The 18515-nt window shown below is 62.9% G+C and carries 20 protein-coding genes; 15 read left to right on the top strand and 5 right to left on the bottom strand.

Features of this window, described 5'->3' with window-relative positions:
- The first annotated feature begins 15 nt into the window (after nucleotides 1–15).
- The 10 genes from IVB29_RS17350 to IVB29_RS17395 are packed head-to-tail and all read left to right on the top strand — an operon-like array spanning nucleotide 16 to nucleotide 9685.
- Entirely contained in the window at nucleotides 16–951 is a 936-nt protein-coding gene (locus IVB29_RS17350; RefSeq protein ID WP_247504590.1) for a branched-chain amino acid ABC transporter permease, read from the top strand.
- A complete protein-coding gene (locus IVB29_RS17355; protein ID WP_247504591.1) occupies nucleotides 948–2726 on the top strand; it encodes a branched-chain amino acid ABC transporter ATP-binding protein/permease in 1779 nt (592 codons plus the stop codon). The genes IVB29_RS17350 and IVB29_RS17355 overlap by 4 nt, the downstream gene beginning before the upstream one ends.
- Nucleotides 2713–3420 carry an ABC transporter ATP-binding protein gene (locus IVB29_RS17360; RefSeq protein ID WP_247504592.1) on the top strand — a complete coding sequence of 236 codons (708 nt, stop codon included), beginning with the start codon at nucleotides 2713–2715 and terminating at the stop codon, nucleotides 3418–3420. Before IVB29_RS17355 ends, IVB29_RS17360 begins: the two co-directional genes overlap by 14 nt.
- Nucleotides 3421–3454: 34 nt before the next feature.
- A complete protein-coding gene (locus IVB29_RS17365) occupies nucleotides 3455–4705 on the top strand; it encodes an ABC transporter substrate-binding protein (RefSeq protein WP_247504593.1) in 1251 nt (416 codons plus the stop codon).
- A 33-nt stretch (nucleotides 4706–4738) separates the two neighbouring features.
- Nucleotides 4739–5974 carry an ABC transporter substrate-binding protein gene (locus IVB29_RS17370; RefSeq protein WP_247504594.1) on the top strand — a complete coding sequence of 412 codons (1236 nt, stop codon included), beginning with the start codon at nucleotides 4739–4741 and terminating at the stop codon, nucleotides 5972–5974.
- Nucleotides 5975–6001: 27 nt separating this feature from the next.
- Entirely contained in the window at nucleotides 6002–6379 is a 378-nt protein-coding gene (locus IVB29_RS17375) for a carboxymuconolactone decarboxylase family protein (RefSeq protein ID WP_247504595.1), read from the top strand.
- A gap of 18 nt (nucleotides 6380–6397) precedes the next feature.
- Nucleotides 6398–7168 carry an SDR family oxidoreductase gene (locus tag IVB29_RS17380; protein ID WP_247504596.1) on the top strand — a complete coding sequence of 257 codons (771 nt, stop codon included), beginning with the start codon at nucleotides 6398–6400 and terminating at the stop codon, nucleotides 7166–7168.
- Between the two features lie 36 nt (nucleotides 7169–7204).
- Nucleotides 7205–7945 carry an SDR family oxidoreductase gene (locus IVB29_RS17385; RefSeq protein WP_247504597.1) on the top strand — a complete coding sequence of 247 codons (741 nt, stop codon included), beginning with the start codon at nucleotides 7205–7207 and terminating at the stop codon, nucleotides 7943–7945.
- A gap of 23 nt (nucleotides 7946–7968) precedes the next feature.
- Nucleotides 7969–8685 carry a GntR family transcriptional regulator gene (locus tag IVB29_RS17390; RefSeq protein WP_247504598.1) on the top strand — a complete coding sequence of 239 codons (717 nt, stop codon included), beginning with the start codon at nucleotides 7969–7971 and terminating at the stop codon, nucleotides 8683–8685.
- Between the two features lie 25 nt (nucleotides 8686–8710).
- A complete protein-coding gene (locus IVB29_RS17395) occupies nucleotides 8711–9685 on the top strand; it encodes a tripartite tricarboxylate transporter substrate-binding protein (protein ID WP_247504599.1) in 975 nt (324 codons plus the stop codon).
- Between the two features lie 803 nt (nucleotides 9686–10488).
- On the opposite strand, the gene IVB29_RS17400 is transcribed toward IVB29_RS17395, so the two are convergent.
- Nucleotides 10489–11049, bottom strand: coding sequence for a type 1 glutamine amidotransferase domain-containing protein (locus IVB29_RS17400; protein ID WP_247504600.1), 561 nt, complete (start codon nucleotides 11047–11049; stop codon nucleotides 10489–10491).
- Nucleotides 11050–11625: 576 nt separating this feature from the next.
- Here IVB29_RS17400 and IVB29_RS17405 point away from each other — a divergent pair.
- Genes IVB29_RS17405 through IVB29_RS17415 form a run of 3 tightly spaced genes read left to right on the top strand, consistent with a single transcriptional unit; the run spans nucleotide 11626 to nucleotide 14480 of the window.
- Nucleotides 11626–12801, top strand: coding sequence for a zinc-dependent alcohol dehydrogenase (locus IVB29_RS17405; protein WP_247504601.1), 1176 nt, complete (start codon nucleotides 11626–11628; stop codon nucleotides 12799–12801).
- A 10-nt stretch (nucleotides 12802–12811) separates the two neighbouring features.
- Nucleotides 12812–13357, top strand: a complete 546-nt coding sequence (locus IVB29_RS17410; RefSeq protein ID WP_247504602.1) for a hypothetical protein — start codon at nucleotides 12812–12814, stop codon at nucleotides 13355–13357.
- Nucleotides 13344–14480 (top strand): DUF305 domain-containing protein, encoded by a 1137-nt coding sequence (locus IVB29_RS17415; RefSeq protein ID WP_247504603.1) that lies wholly within the window; start codon nucleotides 13344–13346, stop codon nucleotides 14478–14480. The genes IVB29_RS17410 and IVB29_RS17415 overlap by 14 nt, the downstream gene beginning before the upstream one ends.
- Nucleotides 14481–14531: 51 nt before the next feature.
- On the opposite strand, the gene IVB29_RS17420 is transcribed toward IVB29_RS17415, so the two are convergent.
- On the bottom strand, nucleotides 14532–14843 hold the full coding sequence (locus IVB29_RS17420; RefSeq protein ID WP_247504604.1) for a hypothetical protein: 312 nt from the start codon (nucleotides 14841–14843) through the stop codon (nucleotides 14532–14534).
- Nucleotides 14844–15125: 282 nt separating this feature from the next.
- Between IVB29_RS17420 and IVB29_RS17425 the strand changes: the two genes are divergently transcribed.
- On the top strand, nucleotides 15126–16397 hold the full coding sequence (locus IVB29_RS17425; protein WP_247504605.1) for a DUF892 family protein: 1272 nt from the start codon (nucleotides 15126–15128) through the stop codon (nucleotides 16395–16397).
- 108 nt (nucleotides 16398–16505) lie between these two features.
- Here IVB29_RS17425 and IVB29_RS17430 read toward each other — a convergent pair whose 3' ends face one another.
- Both IVB29_RS17430 and IVB29_RS17435 read right to left on the bottom strand, forming a co-directional pair.
- The gene (locus tag IVB29_RS17430; RefSeq protein ID WP_247504606.1) at nucleotides 16506–16760 is read right to left on the bottom strand and encodes a hypothetical protein; all 255 of its coding nucleotides are present in this window, start codon (nucleotides 16758–16760) and stop codon (nucleotides 16506–16508) included.
- 104 nt (nucleotides 16761–16864) lie between these two features.
- Nucleotides 16865–17362, bottom strand: coding sequence for a ferritin-like domain-containing protein (locus tag IVB29_RS17435; protein WP_247504607.1), 498 nt, complete (start codon nucleotides 17360–17362; stop codon nucleotides 16865–16867).
- 190 nt (nucleotides 17363–17552) lie between these two features.
- Between IVB29_RS17435 and IVB29_RS17440 the strand changes: the two genes are divergently transcribed.
- Nucleotides 17553–17933, top strand: coding sequence for a hypothetical protein (locus IVB29_RS17440; protein WP_247504608.1), 381 nt, complete (start codon nucleotides 17553–17555; stop codon nucleotides 17931–17933).
- Nucleotides 17934–18069: 136 nt separating this feature from the next.
- Here IVB29_RS17440 and IVB29_RS17445 read toward each other — a convergent pair whose 3' ends face one another.
- On the bottom strand, nucleotides 18070–18267 hold the full coding sequence (locus IVB29_RS17445) for a hypothetical protein (protein WP_247504609.1): 198 nt from the start codon (nucleotides 18265–18267) through the stop codon (nucleotides 18070–18072).
- Nucleotides 18268–18515: the final 248 nt, after the last annotated feature.

The following is an 18515-nucleotide window of genomic DNA, read 5'->3' on the forward strand; positions in this document are numbered from 1 at the left end:
GCGGAGGCCAGGCTGATGGAAGGATTCTTTCAAGCGCTCGCGGCGGGCCTGCTGATCGGCGCCGTCTACGGCCTGATGTGCGTCGGGCTCGGCCTGATCTTCGGCGTCATGCGGGTCATCAACTTCGCCCATGGCGATTTCATGATGCTCGGCATGTACGCGGCCTTCTATCTCTTCACCGCCGCCGGAATCCAGTCGCTGTTCGGCAATACGGTCGGCCCGTTCGTCGCGATCCTGCTGGCCGGACCCGTGCTCGCCGTGTTCGGCTATTTCGTCCATCTGGCCCTGATCTCACGCGTCTCGGGCACACGCACTGCCTCGCTCGAGGGCGAGGGCCATTACGCACAGCTCATCCTCACGCTCGGCATCGCGCTGATCCTCCAGAACGGCGGCCTGATCGTGTTCGGCTCGGTGCTGGCCTCGATCCGTACGCCACTGTCGAGCTCGGCATGGGAGCTTAATCCCTTTCTCGACATCGGCATCTTCCTCAACAAGGCGCGCAGCATCGATGCGATCGTTTCGCTGGCGATCATGATCCTGCTTTCGCTCTTGATCACGCGGACCCGGATCGGCAAGTCGCTCCGCGCCGCCGCCGATAATCCGACCGCTGCGACCTATATGGGCATCGACGTCGACCGCGCGCACCGCACGGCCTTCGCGCTCGGCTGCGGCATCACGGCGATTGCCGGCGGCCTGCTCGCCACAAACTATCCGTTCCATCCGTTCGTCGGCCTCGAATACGTCATCGTCATGTATGCCGGCGTCGTGCTCGGCGGCATGGGCAGTATCATCGGCGCCTTCTGGGGCGGCATGACGATCGGCCTCGTGCAGCAGATGTCGACGCTGATCTTGCCGACGCAACTCCAGAATGCCGCGATCTTCGCGGTCTTCCTCCTCATTATCTTTTTCCGCCCGCAAGGCTTCTTCGGGCGCATGGTCGAGAGGACATGACCATGCTCCCGATGCGATCACTGCTGCCTCCCCTGCTGTTCACGCTCGCCTATGCCGGGATCTCGCTCGGCGTCACAAACTCCTATTACCAGCTGATCCTGACCCTCGTGCCGGTGTGGGCGGTGTTCGGGCTGTCCTGGAATCTGCTCAGCGGTTACACCGGGCTGATCTCGTTCGGTCACGCGGCTTTCTTCGGGATCGGCGCCTATGCGACCGCGCTCGGGCAGATCTACTTCAATATCTCGCCCTGGCTGCTGATCCCGGTTGCCGCCATGCTCGGCGGCATCGCCGGGCTGCTAATTGGCTTCCCGACCTTCCGTTTGCAAGGCCATTACTTCGCCCTCGCGATGCTGGCCTACCCGCTTGCCATTCTCTACGTGTTCGAATGGCTCGGCTTCCAGGAGGTGACGCTTCCGATCAAGCGCGACGCGCCGATCGCCTTCATGCAGTTCGCCGATCCCCGCCTCTACACGCTGCTGGGACTCGCCATCATGCTCGGCATCATCGTGCTGACGCAGATGATCGAGCGCTCCCGCTTCGGCATGGCGCTGCTCGCGATCAAGCAGAACGAGGCCGCGGCAGAGGCGGCCGGGATCAACACGCTGGCCTGGAAGCTGCGTGCGATTACGCTGAGCGGTGCGATCGCCGCCGCCATCGGAGGGTTTTACGCGCAGGTGCTGCTCGTCGTGACGCCGGCCTCCGTGTTCGGCATGCTGGTATCGGCGCAAGCGCTCACGGTCGCGATGTTCGGCGGCGTCGGCACGGTATGGGGGCCGGTCATCGGCGCGGTCATTCTGATTCCGCTCGCCGAAATCCTGCACGCCGAAGCTGGCGCACGCATCCCCGGCATCCAGGGCGTCATCTTCGGCCTGGCTATCGTCTGCGTCATCCTGCTCGCGCCGGAAGGACTGTTCTGGAAATTGCGCGATCTCCTGCGCAAGCGGAATGGTTCCAGACCAACGGCTAGCGAGACGCCGGAAGCGACCACCGCCGACATCACGGCACTAAAACCCGCCTCACGGCAGCGCGCTGCGACCGGCGAGGTCGTGCTCGAGGTCCGCAACCTCTCGCGCTCCTTTGGCGGCCTCAAAGCCGTGCAAGATGTCAGCTTCAAGCTGCACAAGAACGAGATCCTCGGCATCATCGGCCCGAACGGCGCCGGCAAGACCACGCTGTTCAACCTCCTCAACGGTTTTCTGAAGCCGGGCCAGGGCGAGGTGCTGATCGACGGCCGCAACATGTCCGGTCAGCGGCCGCACGTGATCTGCGAGGCCGGCATCGGCCGCACCTTCCAGGTGATGCGTCCGTTCCTGCGCATGTCGATCCTCGACAATGTCGTGGTCGGCGCCTATGTGCGCGCCCGCACCGATGCTGAGGCACGTAAGCTTGCCGTCGATGCCGTTGCCAGCGTCGGACTCTCTTCCGTGGCCGACCGTGTCGCCGGCGAACTCTCGACCAAGGAGCTGCGGCTGATGGAACTCGCCCGCGCGATCGCAGGCCAGCCGCGCATCCTGCTGCTCGACGAGACGCTCGCGGGCCTCGGCCACGGCGAAGCTGACGAGGTCGTCGCCGTGATCCAGCAGCTCGCGCGCGACGGCATGACCATCGCGATCATCGAGCACACCATGCAGGCGATGGTCCGCCTGGTCGACAGATTCCTCGTGCTCGACCACGGCGCCGTCATTACCGAGGGCCTGCCGGAAGTGGTGACGCGGGACAGCCGCGTCGTCGAGGCCTATCTCGGCAAAAAGTGGGCGGCCCATGCTGCGAATTGAGGGATTGAGCGCGGGCTATTCCGCAAAACCCGTCCTGAACGACGTGTCGATCAATGTCGGCGCGGGTCAGTTCGTCGCGATCGTCGGCCCCAACGGCGCCGGCAAGACCACGCTGTTCAAGACAATCTCCGGCATCGTGAAGCCGAGCGGCGGAGCCATCACGTTCAACGGCGTCGATCTGCTCGCGGTGCCGCCGCCGCAGCGTGCTCATCTCGGCATCGCCCATGTCCCCGAGGGCCGCCAGGTTTTTCCGTCACTGACCGTGATGGAGAATCTGGAAATGGGCGCGATGACCGAAAGCGGCCGGCGCGACTGGCAGGCCAATATCGAGCGTATCTTCGAATGGCTGCCGGTGCTGAAGGAACGCCGCGATCAGTTCGCAGGCACGATGTCCGGCGGCCAGCAGCAGATGCTCGCGATCGGCCGTGGGCTGGCCTCCTCGCCAAAGCTGCTGATGCTGGATGAGCCGTCGATGGGGCTCGCGCCGTCGACGGCCGACTTCATCTTCGAACGCCTGATCGATATCCGCCGACAGTCCGGGCTGACCATGCTGCTGGTCGAGCAACGCGTCGCCGAAGCGCTGGAATCCGCCGACCACGGCTATGTCCTCGAAGCCGGACACGTCGTGCTCGAGGGCAACAACGACACGCTGCGCGCCGACGACCGCGTGCGCAAAGCCTATCTCGGCATGTGACCAACATAAAAACAAAGACCAGGGAGCAAACAAAATGAACAAGACGTCGAAAGGCAAGACAAGAACAGGACTGACGCGCCGGACTGTGCTGTCCGGCGCCGCCGCCGTCGGCCTCGCCGGCGTGGCACGCGCGCAAGCCCCGGCCGAAGTCAAGGTCGGACTGATCGTCCCATTGTCGGGCATCTACACCCGCCCCGGCCAGGTCATGAAGATGGGCGCCGAGATGGGCATCGAGCACATCAACGCGCAAGGCGGCATCAAGGCGCTCGGCGGCGCCAAGATGAAGCTGGTCGTGATCGACTGCGGCGACACCACCGAGAAGGCGAAGAACGCGGCACAGCGCATGGTGGCGCAGGAACCGGACCTCGTCGCCGCCACCGGCTCCTATCTCTCCTCCTTCACGCTCGCGGTCACCGAAGTCACCGAACGCGCTGAGCTGCCGGTGCTGACGCTATCCTATTCGGATTTGCTGACCGACCGCGGCTTCAAATACATCTTCCAGACCGCCGCGACCGCAAGCCGTCAGTCCGAACTCGGCTTGCCGACGTTGATGAAGCTTGCCGAGAATGCATCAGGCAAAAGGCCGAAGACCGTGGCGATGCTGATGGACAACACCGCCACCTCGGTCGCCACCGCCAAGGCGCTCAAGGAAAGGCTGTTTGCGCAGGAAGGTCTCCAACTCGTCGTCGAAGAAGTCTGGACTCCCCCGCTGTCGGACGCAACGCCGCTGATCCAGAAGGTGCGCTCGGCAAAGCCAGACCTGCTGCTGTTCATGCCGAATGCGGTGTCGGACGCCAAGCTCGGGCTGGAGAAGATCAGCGAGTTCGGCCTCGGCCAGGGCAAGATCCCGACCGTGTCCTTCAGCATCACCATCGCCGAACCCGACATGCTCCAGAGCGTGAGCCCCGACATCGTGCAGGGCATCATGACCATCGTCGCCAGTTGGGGTGCGAAGGGGCACGAAGCCCTCATCGCCGAGCTCAAGGCCAAGTACAAGGAGCCCTGGGCGACGCAGAACGTCATCTCCACCTATGGCGACATGTGGGTGATGAAGGAAGCGCTGGAGAAGGCCGGCAAGGCCGACCGCAATGCAGTCGCGCAGGCCTTGCGAACGCTGGATGCCGGAGATTCGAAATATTATCCGGGCGGCCAGCTCAAATTCGACGAGAAGGGCCGCCGCGTCGGCGCCGGCGTCGTCATCGTGCAGTGGCAATCGGGCGTGCCTGTCACCGTCTATCCGCCCGAGCTCGCGCAGGCGCAGCCGTTCTGGCCGAAGAAATCATAAGCGCCGCGAGATTTTTCAGGGAGGAGAATTGTCATGACTGCAAAGAGCAAGACCACGATCTCAAGGCGAACGCTGCTGGCCGGCGCGTCCGGCACGCTGATCGCATCCCGCGCCTGGGCGCAGCAGCCTTCTGAAGTGAAGGTCGGCCTGTTGGTGCCGATCTCCGGGCTCTATGCCCGCCCCGGAACGGTGATGCGCGAAGGCGCCGAGATGGCGATCGACCACATCAACGCACAAGGCGGCATCAAGGCGCTCGGCGGCGCCAAGATGAAACTGGTGGTGCTGGATTCCGGCGACACCACGGAGAAGGCCAAGAACGCGGCCCAGCGCATGGTCGCGCAGGAGACCGATCTGGTCGCGGCCAGCGGCGCTTACCTGTCCTCGTTCACGCTCGCGGTGACGGAAGTGACCGAGCGAGCCAGCCTGCCCGTTCTCACCCTCTCCTATTCCGACCTGATCACGGACCGCGGCTTCAAATACGTGTTCCAGACCGCGGCCACCGCGGGCTCGCAGGCGCGCCAAGCGTTGCCTCAGCTCATCAAGCTGGCAGAGACGGCCTCCGGCAAGCGGCCGAAGACGGTCGCGATCCTGACCGACAACACGGGAGCCTCGATCGCCTCCGCAAAGGCGATGCGCGAAGGCCTGCTGGCGGAGAACCAGTTGCAGTTGATCGTCGACGAGACGTTCACGCCGCCGCTGGCCGACGCGACCTCGCTCGTACAGAGGATCCGCTCGGCGAAGCCCGATCTGCTGTTCTTCCTGCCGACGGTGATCTCGGACGCAAAGCTGCTGCTCGAGAAGATGAACGAGTTCGGCCTCGGCCAGGGCAAGGTGCCGACCATCTCGTTCGGTATCGCAATTGCCGAGCCGGACATGCTGCAGACCGTGAGCCCCGAACTGCTCCAGGGCGTGTTGACCTGCGTCGCGAGCTGGGGCGCCAAGGGCCACGAGGCACTGATCGCCGAATTGAAGACCCGCTACAAGGAACCGTGGATGACGCAGAACGCGATCTCCACCTATGGCGACATGTGGGTGATCAAGGACGCGCTGGAGAAGGCCGGCAAGGCCGACCGCGTCGCCGTCGGCGAGGCGCTGCGCACCATGGATGCAGGTCCTTCGAAATATTACCCGCTGGGCGAGATCAAGTTCGACGAAAAAGGCCGCCGCGTCGGCGCCGGCATGACCATCGTGCAGTGGCAGGCCGGTGTGCCGGTGACGGTGTTCCCGCCGGAGCTTGCACTGGCAAAGCCGTTCTGGCCGAAAAGCTGACAACGCCTCAAAACAACGGAGAACAACATGGACAAGGCGACTTACGACCGCGGCCTCGAAATCCGCAAGAGCGTGCTCGGCAACGAGTTCGTCGACAAGGCGATCGCATCCGCTGACGAGTTCAACCGGCCGATGCAGGACCTCACTACGGAATATTGCTGGGGTTACGTCTGGGGCCGCGAAGGCCTGGCGCGGAAGACCCGCAGCTTCCTCAATCTGGCGATGCTCTGCGCGCTGAATCGGCCGCACGAGTTGAAGACGCATGTTCGCGGCGCGCTCGCCAACGGCGCGACCCGCGAGGAGATCCGCGAGGTCTTCATGCAAGTTGCGATCTATTGCGGCGTGCCGGCGGGCGTGGATGCGTTCCGGAACGCGAAGGAAGTCTTCGCCGAGCTCGACAAATAATAAGGAGGCGCGGCTGCGATGAAGGGCAAATGGGCACTCGTGACCGGCGCGACGGCAGGCCTTGGCCTTGCCGTGGCGGAAGGCCTTGCCGGCGCGGGCGCCAACATCGTCCTTCACGATCTCGTCGCACCGAAGCAGGTCGTGGATGACCTCCGCGCCCGCTTCGGCGTGGAGGTTATCGCGGCCGGTGTTGATCTTACCCAGCGCGAGGCAATTGAGGCCATGATGGCTGATTTGCTCAAGCGCTGCGGCGCCATCGACATCCTCGTCAACAACGCCGTGGTCAGGCATTTCTCGGCGATCGAGCAGTTCCCGCCCGATCGATGGGAACAGGCGCTGGCCGTCAACCTGTCGGCGCCGTTTCATCTCATCCGCCTGGCGCTGCCGGCGATGAAGCAGCGCAGCTGGGGCCGGATCATCAACATGGGTTCGATCTATTCAAGCCGCGCGGTGGAGGATCGCATCGACTACGTCACCACCAAGACGGCGATTCTGGGCATGACACGCGCCGTCGCCATCGAGACGGCGCGCAGCGGCATCACCTGCAATACGCTCTGCCCCGGCACGTTGCCGACGCCCGCCATCCTCAACAAGATCGCTGGCATAGCGGCCAATACCGGCCATCCGATCGAGGACGTGACCCGCGAATATCTCGGCGAGCGCCAGCCGACGCAGCGCTTCGTCGAAATGGATGCGGTCGCCGCCATGGTCGTCTTTCTCTGTGGTCCGGCCGCAAACGACATCACCGGCGCAAGCCTGCCGATCGACGGCGGCTGGTCGGTCGCATGAGAACATGGGCAAGAATATTGGAGACGGAGTGTTGCGATGACTGAACAATCAGGCCAGACCGTCGTGCTGACGGGCGCCGCCGGCGGCATGGGACGCGCCATCACCAAGGCGCTGCTGGAGAGCGGCCGCCGTGTCGTGCTGGTCGATCGCGATGCCAAGGCGCTCCAAGAGCTCGCGGCCACGGCGGGCAACGCCGTGTTTCCGATTCAGCTCGACATCAGCGACGCAAAGGCTGTGGATGGCCTGCCGGATGCCATTCCAGCGCAGTTCAAGCCGGTCGAAATTCTCATCAACAATGCCGGCCACGACATCGGCGGACGGACCCGCTTCGACGTTGGTTCCCCCGACGACTGGTCCAACATCATCCAGACCAACCTGATCGGCCTGATGCGCGTCACCCGCGCGATCCTTCCCGGCATGGTCCGGCGCAATGTCGGCCATGTCGTCAACATCAGCTCGATCAACGCGGTCCGGATCGTGCCTGACATGGCCGCCTACAGCACCAGCAAGGCGGGCGTGCACATGTTCACCGAGACCCTTCGCGGAGAGCTCGCGGAAACCGCGATCCGGGTCACCGAGCTGCAGCCCGGCCTGACCCGGACCAACATCATCCTGACCCGCTATCGCGGCGATCAGCAGAAGGAAAAGGACTATTTCGACCAGTTCAAGCTGGCGCTCGAGCCTGCCGATATCGCCCGGTCCATCGTCTTTGCCCTCGACCAGCCCCCGCACGTTCAAATTGCCGAAATGATGATTCTGCCTGTAAACCGGTACTGAGTTTTCCCGAACAGGACCCGGACATGGAAAGACGTAGCGAATTGCAGTCGACACTCCGCATCGAGGACGTCCCGACCGTCCGGGCGATGGTCGCGCAAAAGCTGCGCGAGGCGATCATGTCCGGAACGCTCAAGCCGGGCCAGCGGCTGGTCGAACGCGAGCTCTGCGAAATGATGGGCGTCAGCCGCCCCTCGATCCGTGAGGCGCTGCGTGCCCTCGAAGCCGACGGCCTCGTCACCATCGTCCCGCATCGCGGTCCCGTAGTCTCTACGATCAGCCTGGAGGAAGCCCGGCAGCTCTACGCAGCACGCGCGGTGCTCGAAGGTTACGCCGGTCGCGAATGCGCCCGGCTTCACGACCCGGAAGTGGCCCGCCGGATCGGGGACGCGCTGACGCGGCTGAAGGCTGCCGCGGCCAAACAGGACCTCGTCGGCAGCCTCGTAGCCAAGACCGATTTCTATGCCGCGCTGATCGGCGGCTGCCGCAATGCCTTCATCGAGCGCATGCTCAAGCCGCTGCACGACCGCATCCAGCTGTTGCGGATCACGTCGATGTCGCAACCGAAGCGGATCAACAAGAGCCTGCGCGAGGTCACCGCGATCTGGCGCGCGATCCAGAACGGCGATGCTGATCTCGCCGAGCGTTGCTGCGTCGATCACATCAACGCGGCCGCAGTGGCCGCGCTCGACATGATTGAAAAATCGTCGGCGGCCAAGGAGGCGGCGCCTTCCGACGACTAAAAACAATGCCGCCAGGGAGTGTTCGATGAAGTCTGTTGTACGATCGCTGATCCTGTTTGTCCTGCTCTGCCCTTGCGGCACCGCGATCGCGGACGACTACCCCTCTCGCCCGGTCACGATGATCGTGCCCTTCTCCGCCGGCGGTCCCGGCGACGTCATCGCCCGCATCCTCGGCAACGCCATGAGCGCGACGCTGAAGCAATCCATGGTCATCGAGAATGTCGTCGGTGCCGGCGGCACGCTGGGCACCAATCGCGTCGCCAAGGCCGCGCCCGACGGCTACACCGTGCTGCTGATGCATGTCGGCCAGGCCACCGCGCCCGCGCTCTACGCAAAGCTACCGTTCGACCCGGTCGGCGACTTCGCCATGATCGGGCTCGTGACTGACGTGCCGATGATCCTGGTGGCCCGGCCGAATTTTCCGGCCAAGGATCTCGGCGAGATGATCGCGCGCATCCGCAGCGAGGGCGACAAGATGACCTTCGGCAATGTCGGTCTCGGTTCGGCCTCGCAACTCTGCGGCCTGATGTTCATGAGCACCACCGACACGAAGCTCTCGCAGATCTACTACAAGGGTGGCGGGCCGGCGCTGAACGACGTCATCGCCGGTCACATCGACGTCTATTGCGATCCCGCGACCGGACCGACGCCCTATATTCAGTCGAACACGATCAAGGGCTACGCGATCACCAGCAAGACGCGTGTCGCAACGCTGCCGGACGTGCCGACCTCGGCAGAGGCCGGTGTTCCCGAATTCAACGTCACGACTTGGTACGGCCTCTACGCGCCGCGCGGCACGCCGAAGCCGGTGGTCGACCAGCTCGTCGGCGCGCTCCAGACGGCGCTCAAGGACCCTGCTCTGATCAGCCGTTTTGCCGAGCTCAGCATGGCGCCGGTCGAATCCGAGCGCGCAACGCCGGAGGCGCTCGAAGCTTTCTTGAAGTCCGAGATTGGCAAGTGGGGACGGATTATCAAAGCGGCCGGAATCGAGCCGCAATAGGCGGCGAATGGCAATTCTCGGTATCGCTCTATTCCGCGATCGAGCCGCAGCTCGATCGCCCGATCCTGCGCCTCGAACGCATCATCTCGCCGCTGCCTGCCTCCCAGTGATCAGGCGGGTGCAGCACGAGCTTCCCCGGAACCGTCACGGTCAATGGAGCGCTTCGATGCTGATGTCGCCGCATCGCCGCCCGCCGCGACGACAAGGGCCGCCGCAAATTCCGCCAAAGCAAAACGGACGCGATCGTCGCCATCCCCGAAACGCCGCAGCTCGCCGCCTCCGCGGAGCGCCGCAAGCAGCCATCGTCTAAGTGTCTGGAATATTTGGTGGGCGCACCAGGGCTCGAACCTGGGACCCGCTGACTAAGAGTTCAAGACCGGCGCCTCTCTGCGATTTCTAAATCTGCGCCACACTACGATGAGGTCGAAGAGTACCTTTTATTTATAGGGACTTGTCGCATAGCTTCGCAGTCCAGCGTTCGCGCTCTGCGGCGTACAGCGCCGCAAAGTCCCAAATCAGGATGCTGATCTGGGGTGTGGGCTTTAACTCCAACAACGCCCCGAGAAAAGGACCGAGCGCGATCGGCAAACCATCGTTCGGAGCCATCGATCAGGATGGCGACCATGGACGCCTTGCACCGCTTCCATACGGCTCGGCCGGGAATCAGGAGCAAAGAACTTCGCAGCAGAACGACGTGAACGAGAACCTGGCGAGCGTTGCGAACGCTTCCTCTCCGGACTCGAGAATGACGACGCGGGTCTCGGGACTGCCATGGGCCGCTATCTTTGCGGTCTTCATCGCCATCAAGCCGCGCTGCGCTGCGTATGGCGGCCTTCCTTGACCTCCTCGACGATCTTGGCGCAAAAAGCCTCGAGATCACCGGGATTGCGGGAAGTGATGACCCCTTGATCGACAACGACCTCGGCGTCCTCCCACTTCGCACCGGCATTTTCGACGTCGGTCTTGATCGATTTGAACGAGGTCATCTTGCGGCCCTTCGCGATGCCCGTCTCGATCAGAAGCCAAGGGGCATGGCAGACGGCCGCCACGACCTTCTTGGCATCAAAGATATCCTTGATGAACTTCAGCGCCTTCGGCTCGACCCGCAGAAGATCCGGATTGATCTGACCGCCAGGCAGGACGATCGCGTCGTAGTCGTTGGCCGATGCCTCGTCGAGCGTCTTGTCGACCTTGATCGGCTGGCCCCAATCCTTCTTGTCCCAGCCCTTGATCTCGCCAGCAACGATCGAAACGACGTGGACCGTCGCACCGGCCTTCTTCAGCCGCTCCTGCGGCACCTCAAGCTCGGCCTGTTCGAAGCCGTTCGTGGCGAGAATGGCGACCTTTTTTCCAGTCAGATCCATCAATCCGCTCCTTCGTGTGGGTGTCGTCCAACAATCGACCGCCTCGGACTTCGTTCCCCTCGCCCTGACGAGTTAGGATCCAACGGAAGCGAGGAGTGTTGTCCGGCGGGCAAATGCAGGAGTGTCTCGGATGTCCGAAACGTTCCGTCGTGACCGAAGACATGATGGACGACAAGTACTGAGCCGATAATCAGAATGCGCTCTGAACCGCGTCGCGGCATCTCATTGCCGATGCGATAGACCAAATGGAGAGTTCCGGTAATGTTGGTGTCGACGCGCGCCTGATCCGGCCGAAATGCTGATCGAGAAGAGCATTGCCGAGGCCGACGCGCCACCTTGCGAGTTCCAGACCGTTTTCGGTGGAGACTCCGGTTACGACGGCAAATTTGCTGGCGGGCGATCGATTGGCGGACATGGGCCTATCTCGCGGCTGACCTTGATGACGGCCAATCGCTCCGCGTGTCCAGCTCGTTCCTATCCAAACGTCTGTAATCAGGCGCGAAGATTTGCGGCAGCAATAGCAACCATCGTTCCATTCTGGACTTGAGTGCCTCGTAATCCAAGTGGAGAACGAAAATGAAGGCGCTGGTTTGGCACGGCAAGGAGGACATCCGCTGCGACACCGTCTCCGATCCGGAGATCCAGGACCCGCGCGATGCCATCATCAAGGTCACGAGCTGCGCCATCTGCGGCTCCGACCTGCATCTCTTCCACAATTTCATCCCGGGCATGATGCCCGGCGACATCATGGGTCACGAGACCATGGGCGAAGTGGTCGAAGTCGGCTCCGGCGTGGACGGCAAATTGAAGAAGGGCGATCGCATCGTCGTTCCCTTCACGATCATTTGCGGCGAATGCGATCAATGCAAACGCGGCAATTTCTCCGTGTGCGAGACCACCAACCGCAAGAAGTACTTGGCCGATAAGGTATTCGGACATTCGACCGCAGGTCTGTTCGGCTACACTCATTTGACCGGTGGCTATCCCGGCGGACAGGCGGAATATCTGCGCGTGCCGTTCGCCGATGCCACGCATATCAAGGTTCCCGCGGGCATCCCAGACGAACAGCTGCTGTTTCTCAGCGACATCTTTCCGACCGGCTGGCAGGCCGCCGTACAGTGCGACATCGTACCGACCGATACGGTCGCGATCTGGGGCTGTGGTCCGGTCGGACAAATGGCGATCCGGAGCGCCATCCTGCTCGGCGCCAATCAAGTGATCGCGATCGATTGCCTGCCCGAGCGGCTCAGCATGGCGGAAGCCGCTGGCGCGACCACGATCAATTTCGAGAACGAGAGCGTTCTGGAGCGCCTCAAGGAACTGACCGACGGCAAAGGTCCGGAAAAATGCATTGATTGCGTCGGGATGGAATCGCATGTGATGGCGTCGTTGCCCGATACCCTGCTCGACCGCGCCAAGCAGATGGTGATGCTGGAGAGCGACCGGCCCCACGTGCTGCGGGAGATGATCTATGTCTGCCGGCCCGGCGGCATCATCTCGGTTCCCGGCGTTTACAGCGGCTTCTCCGACAAGCTTCCGATGGGCGCGTTCATGAACAAGGGTCTGACGATGCGCACCGGGCAGACCCACGTCAACCGCTGGACCGACGATCTGCTTCGCCGCATCGAGCAAGGCGAAATCGATCCGTCATTCGTCATCACCCATACCGTGCCGCTCGAGCAAGGACCCGAAATGTACCAGGTGTTCCGCGATAAGCGCGATTCCTGTGTCAAGGTCGTGTTGAAGCCCTGAAGGAGCCACCATGTTTCATTTCTCAAATATCACGCGCTCCAAGGGCGATCCCAAGATCGTCGAAGGTGGATCGAGCCTGAAGCAGCCGTCGGACCAGCTTGCACGCGCGCTGGGCTGGTTCAGCATCGGTCTTGGCATCGTGGAATTCTTCGCGCCTCGACGCGTCACGGAAACGCTCGGGATGGAGGGACACGAGACGATGGTCCGTGCTTTCGGCGTGCGGGAAATCCTCGCCGGCGTCATGTCGCTCTCGGTCGATAAGAACGCGGGGCTGTGGGCCCGCGTCGGTGGGGATGGTCTGGATGCGGCTGCCCTTCTTTCGGGCCTCACTCCCGATAATCCAAAGAAGGGTAACATCGCGCTGGCGCTCCTCATGGTTGGCGGCATTGCCGTGCTCGACTACCGGGCCGCTCAGGATACCAAGCCGCAGCGGCCGGGGCCGAATGCGCGACGCAAGCTGTATCCCAACCGCAGCGGTTTCCCCAAAGGACTCCAGGCCGCGAAAGATCGAGCAAAGGAGATGATCCAGCACGCGACGGCCGGTGTCACCTCCTGACCGGGCCGGGATTGCAAAAGAGCGACGGCGACGCTCGCGCTGGATTGCGGCCGTCGAGCTTGGGCTGATCAGCAGCACTTTCTCCACCATCGTCAGCCAGTTGTTCGCAGCGCGGCTGGGGCGCGATGCGGCTGTGGACTGGATGACGGTCGCGACCATTCCGGTTCGCGACTGGGCGCTCGGCTCGGAGCCATCGTGGAGCACTATCCTGATCGGCATTGCCTTCCACCAATGGGCGGACTTTTCCTGGGCGGTGGTCTTCTTTGGTGTCCTCGGACGCTGGACCGCCGATCTGCGGCCTGCGGCGATCCTGCTTCTGGCGCTGCCTTGGGCGATCTTCTCGTCGGGCATGGAATGGTTTGTGCTGGTACCGCTCTTGCCGTTCTGGCAACCGCTGTTCACGCTGCAGCAGCCATACTGGATCGGGCTTCTGGTCCATGCTTCATCAGCCCTGATGTATCCCTTGTTCGCCCGGCTGCGGTGGGAACGCGGCGCGGCAACCGGGCGACACCTGCGGTTTACGCAAGCGTGGCTCGCGGGTGCACTGGTCCTAGTGATAGCGCTCGGAACTGTCGCCGCGTTCGGTAGCCATGGCCATGAACCGCCGTGGATCGGACGCGACAAGGATGCAGACCAGACCTATATGCGCCATATGACGACCCATCACGCTCAGGGTATCGAGCTGGCGCGCATTGGCGCCCGGCGTGCGCAAAATCCACATCTGCAAAAACTCGCGCTGCTCATGGTGGCAAGCCAGACCGGCGAGAACAGGCTCCTTGAAAATTTCTGGCTGAGTTGGTTCGATACCGCGATGCCCGATTGCGGATTCGACGAGCGTGCTGCCATGCCGGGCTTCCTCACACCGGCCGAAATGAGACTGGTCAACCTTGCGCCGCCCGACCAATTCGACGCGGTCTTCGTCGAGATGATGACCCGGCATCACAAGGGGGCGGTCAAAATGGCCGACCAGATGTGGCATAGCCGCGGCGATCCGCGCCTGCGGGTCATGGCCCATGCCATTCGTCATGAGCAGCAGGGCGAGATCGCGTTGATGCACGGCGAGAGCGGCCTTGCCGCTGTCGTGACTGCAACCCGGAACATGCTGGGTGACAATGTCAATTGATCCAAAGCCATGACAAGGGAAAAGGCCCGGTTCATCGCCGGGCCTTCGTCGTCACCAATATCCATATGGGCGGTAATAGGCGCGATGGTATCGCGGCCCATAATACCGGGGACCGTAATACGCGTATGGGCCCGGGCCGTAATAACCATACGGTCCCGGATAGTAGCCCGGGCCATAATAGTAGGGCGAAGCCGCGGCGGCGGCGGCTCCGAACGCCAGCGCACCGGCGGCAAGTCCGAAACCGAGTCCAGGTCCGCCCCAACCACCGTGCCAGCCGCCGCCCCGCCAGTGGGCCTCGGCAGGGGCAACCGTCGCGGCCGAAATTGCGCCGACCGCCAGCGCTGCAAGAGCAAGTTTTCGCATTCCTGTTCTCCTCGATCTGTATGACCGAATAATGCGGAGATCATCCTCCGCGTTCCTACACGAGCCCGCACGCGGCTCGGCCTGAATGAGGCGCTCGGCGCGTTCGTCCGCGGTCTCCGTTTTCATCATCGATAGACTTGTGCAGGCAGCGGTCGGCGATCAATCGATAGGCGCTCATCTCCGGTCATGCCGGACAGACGCCACCGCGCAGCAGCTACATAGGAACAACGCCAATGCATGCCGGTTCGAGAACGGACATTCCTCGCAACCTAAGGAAACTCCATGTACCATCACGTCAAGAAACTGATGTTCACCGTCCGTGTCGACGAACCGGATCCCCGTTTCGGCAATATGCTGCTCGAGCAGTTCGGCGGCGCCAACGGCGAGCTCGCCGCCGCGATGCAGTATTCCATACAGGGGCTCAATTGCGAGGACCCGGATCGCAAGGATCTCCTGATGGACATCGGCACCGAGGAATTGAGCCATCTCGAAGTCGTCGGCACGCTCGCTCGCATGCATCTCAAGCCCGCGAAATTCGATCGCCAGGCTGCCGAGGCCGATCCGCTCATCGCGATCGCCGGGGGCGGCGGCGTGAACCTGTTCAACTCGCAGGGCAATGCCTGGACTGCCGATTATCTCAAGATCACGGGCGAGCTGGATGTCGATCTTCGGAGCAACATTGCCGCGGAGGCGAGAGCCAAGATCGTTTACGAACGGCTGATCAACTTCACCGATGACGCCGGCACCAAGGATGCGCTTCAGTTCCTCATGACCCGCGAGATTACGCACATGAAGGCCTTCTCGCTGGCGCTGGAAAGCATGGCAAAGCCGGCATTCAGCATCGGCCGGATCGCGCCGACACCCGGCCTCGTCGATCAGTTCTTCAATGACTCGACGGGAACCGGCGATCACGGCGAGATCGATACGCGCGGGCCATGGAATGAAGGTGGCGAATGGGTCTACACCGCCTCTCCTGCCATTCAGGCCGGTGACCCCGGCCCGGCAAACGGGATCGTCACCGAGAGCTCCCCGCCGGTCGACGAAGCCGGTCTTGGCGAACTCCTGATCGATGAGCTCCGCGACATTCTTCACGCAGAAAAGCAACTGACGAAAGCGCTGCCAAAGATGGCGCAAGCCGCGCGCTTCGATCAGCTGCGAGAGTTGTTCGAGCAACATCTCGCCGAGACCGAGGCCCAGGTCGAGCGGATCAACCAATGTTTCGAGATGCTCGGAAAGTCTGCGCGCGCCAAGCCTTGCAAGGGCATGATGGGTCTGGTCGAGGAAGGTCAGGAAATCATGCATGAGGGCGAGAAGAAGGAAGATGCTGCTGCGGACCTCGCATTGATCGGGGCGGCGCAGCGGGTCGAGCACTACGAGATCGCCGGTTACACCACTGCGCGCAATCTGGCTCAGCAACTGCGCCATGGCGCAATCGTCGGCCTGCTGTCGAAGTCGCTTGCCGAAGAGGAGAACGCCGACCAGCTGTTGAACCAGGTGGCTCGATCGCTGATGTCGGTCGCGAAGATGCCGGCGGCCGTCGAGCAGACGGAATAGGCCGCACGCAACACGTTCGGCTGGCGGCATCGCGCCGACGCAAGAACCGCCAGCCGATCGCATTAAACCGCAATGTTCGCTGCCCGGATACGGGCGCCCGCCCGAAGTTCACCTCATGCCGCCGCAGCGAACGCGGTCGTCGCACTCATCGATGTGGTGCTGATATTCGGTGATCGCTCGGTTGGCCATGCGGATGCGGCTGGTGTGGCCCTGGTCGACCATCACGGCGATTCGCTGCGCAAGGAACACACAGGCCTCGAACTCATCCTGGATCATACCGGTGCGCGCCAGAAAGTCCCAAGCGATTTCGTAAGCCTGCTCGGCAGCCGGATTACGGTAGTCGCTGAAGATGATGTGTGTCACCAAGCCACTCCAGAGACGTGGTCGAAGTCCGCCGCCGTGAGCGACGGGATCGCCGATCCGTGCAAGATGAACCGGCGATCTCACCGCCAGCGTCATGATGGCCGCTATGCAGCCTGACGCTGATGCGCCAGAAACTCCATCGTGACCTTCGCGACATTGGAATCGATCCACTCGGCCATGCGTTGCTCTTCCTTCAACGATGCCTCGAGCGGCTCCTTGGCCGCCGCAACCCCAGCGGGGCCGCAGAGAGCAAGAAGCGACTTGTAAGCGGCGATCTCGAAATTCTCGAACGCGTTGTTCGCGAAGGTGTTCTTCAGGATCTCGTCATTGGCCGCCGAGTGCGCCATCGCCTGCATGTTGGCCATCACGGACTGAGCGGTGTCCTTGAGACTGGACGTGCTCTCACCGCAGGCTTCCAGACACCGCTCGAGGCGCTTCAGCTGCTCGTTGGTCTCCTGAAGGTGAGCGGCGATCTTCGCCTTGACCTCCGGATACTCGTCCAGCCGCTCCGACTGGCGCTCCATCAACTCCCTCGCCTGCACTTCCATCGCGTGTGCATTCCGTAGTCCGGCCACGAATGTGTCGCGCGCTGCGTTCGCCATTTTGCTGTCCTCCGTTTGATTGGCTTCGATGCCGCAACCGCAAGCCGAGGCGATCGTTCCTAAGCCGCTGCCGCTCTCCGCCTCCGCACTTCGATGACGTCGCCGTTCCCCGTTGCCGCAGAAGATGCAACGGCTAGGAACGGTCGAGGCTGCAGGCGATTGGTCCGAAACCAACTTCAGGAGATACAACATGCGTAGGACAATTCTGACAATCCTCATGGCCGCGATGCTGGCCGGCACTTCGGTCGGCGCAACGTTTGCGCAAGGCGCGGGTGGTGGTGCGGGTGGCGGCGCTGGTGGTGGTGCTGGTGGTGGTGCAGGCGGCGGTGCTGGTGGCGCAGGGGCCGGTGCAGGCGCAGGCGCAGGTGGTGCCGGAGCCGGCGGAGCCGCTGGTGGCAGCGCCGGAGCCGGTGGTGCGGGATCGGGCAGCGGCACCGGTGCGAGCGGTAACGGATCGGGCGGCGGCGGCGGCCTCTCTCACGTGGAGCGCGGTGGACAAGGCGCATCGAGCCCTCCCGGCATGCGCAACGAAACGACCCCGCCGTCGAACGGCACCGTTCCGCGGCGATAGATCAACGCGCGCCCTGGTCTGTTTCCTTCCAGACCTGCGCGCGAGAGCGGCTCCGGCGAGACCCTCCCTCGCGCCGGAGCCGCATTCCCTCTTACAGAATGTGTGTGCCGGGCGGCCCGCCCCTGCGACAGCGCGCCTACTTGTTGGATGAGCCCGAGCCGGTCGTGACGCTTGGGGCGTTGGTCGGACTCGTGGTGGTGGCCCGATCACCGACATCGCGTCCGTTGTAGAAGAAGACGGCCGCGACGATCGCTATGACGAAGATTGCGCCGACTATCCAGCCGACTGCGCTGTTCTGCCGTGACCGGACCGTGGTGTGGTCGTTTTGATCCATGCTGCTCTCCCGTGACTGCCTCGAAAACATGTCGCCGGAAGAGACGTTCCTAACTCGGCTTGCCAGCCTCGCCGCGCGACGAAGAAAACGCGAAAACAACCCCATGCACAGTAGCCGATGATAACGAGATCAATGGCTTGGCACTCAAAGGTTTGGCACGCGGCCAAAAATAATTTCTGATTTTTCGAACTCCAGTTGACCCGTCGGGCAAAACACCTGTAGACTGGCATCATTCGAGACATGCGACG

The organism is Bradyrhizobium sp. 1 (genome assembly GCF_023073315.1).
In the GTDB taxonomy this organism is placed as follows: Bacteria; Pseudomonadota; Alphaproteobacteria; order Rhizobiales; family Xanthobacteraceae; genus Bradyrhizobium.

Excerpts from the sequence above, each read along its gene's own strand:
- IVB29_RS17350 (WP_247504590.1), top strand. The coding sequence starts at position 16 with ATGGAAGGATTCTTTCAAGCGCTCGCGGCGGGCCTGCTGATCGGCGCC.
- IVB29_RS17355 (WP_247504591.1), top strand. The coding sequence starts at position 948 with ATGACCATGCTCCCGATGCGATCACTGCTGCCTCCCCTGCTGTTCACG.
- IVB29_RS17360 (WP_247504592.1), top strand. The coding sequence starts at position 2,713 with ATGCTGCGAATTGAGGGATTGAGCGCGGGCTATTCCGCAAAACCCGTC.
- IVB29_RS17365 (WP_247504593.1), top strand. The coding sequence starts at position 3,455 with ATGAACAAGACGTCGAAAGGCAAGACAAGAACAGGACTGACGCGCCGG.
- IVB29_RS17370 (WP_247504594.1), top strand. The coding sequence starts at position 4,739 with ATGACTGCAAAGAGCAAGACCACGATCTCAAGGCGAACGCTGCTGGCC.
- IVB29_RS17375 (WP_247504595.1), top strand. The coding sequence starts at position 6,002 with ATGGACAAGGCGACTTACGACCGCGGCCTCGAAATCCGCAAGAGCGTG.
- IVB29_RS17380 (WP_247504596.1), top strand. The coding sequence starts at position 6,398 with ATGAAGGGCAAATGGGCACTCGTGACCGGCGCGACGGCAGGCCTTGGC.
- IVB29_RS17385 (WP_247504597.1), top strand. The coding sequence starts at position 7,205 with ATGACTGAACAATCAGGCCAGACCGTCGTGCTGACGGGCGCCGCCGGC.
- IVB29_RS17390 (WP_247504598.1), top strand. The coding sequence starts at position 7,969 with ATGGAAAGACGTAGCGAATTGCAGTCGACACTCCGCATCGAGGACGTC.
- IVB29_RS17395 (WP_247504599.1), top strand. The coding sequence starts at position 8,711 with ATGAAGTCTGTTGTACGATCGCTGATCCTGTTTGTCCTGCTCTGCCCT.
- IVB29_RS17400 (WP_247504600.1), bottom strand. The coding sequence starts at position 11,049 with ATGGATCTGACTGGAAAAAAGGTCGCCATTCTCGCCACGAACGGCTTC.
- IVB29_RS17405 (WP_247504601.1), top strand. The coding sequence starts at position 11,626 with ATGAAGGCGCTGGTTTGGCACGGCAAGGAGGACATCCGCTGCGACACC.
- IVB29_RS17410 (WP_247504602.1), top strand. The coding sequence starts at position 12,812 with ATGTTTCATTTCTCAAATATCACGCGCTCCAAGGGCGATCCCAAGATC.
- IVB29_RS17420 (WP_247504604.1), bottom strand. The coding sequence starts at position 14,843 with ATGCGAAAACTTGCTCTTGCAGCGCTGGCGGTCGGCGCAATTTCGGCC.
- IVB29_RS17425 (WP_247504605.1), top strand. The coding sequence starts at position 15,126 with ATGTACCATCACGTCAAGAAACTGATGTTCACCGTCCGTGTCGACGAA.
- IVB29_RS17435 (WP_247504607.1), bottom strand. The coding sequence starts at position 17,362 with ATGGCGAACGCAGCGCGCGACACATTCGTGGCCGGACTACGGAATGCA.
- IVB29_RS17440 (WP_247504608.1), top strand. The coding sequence starts at position 17,553 with ATGCGTAGGACAATTCTGACAATCCTCATGGCCGCGATGCTGGCCGGC.
- IVB29_RS17445 (WP_247504609.1), bottom strand. The coding sequence starts at position 18,267 with ATGGATCAAAACGACCACACCACGGTCCGGTCACGGCAGAACAGCGCA.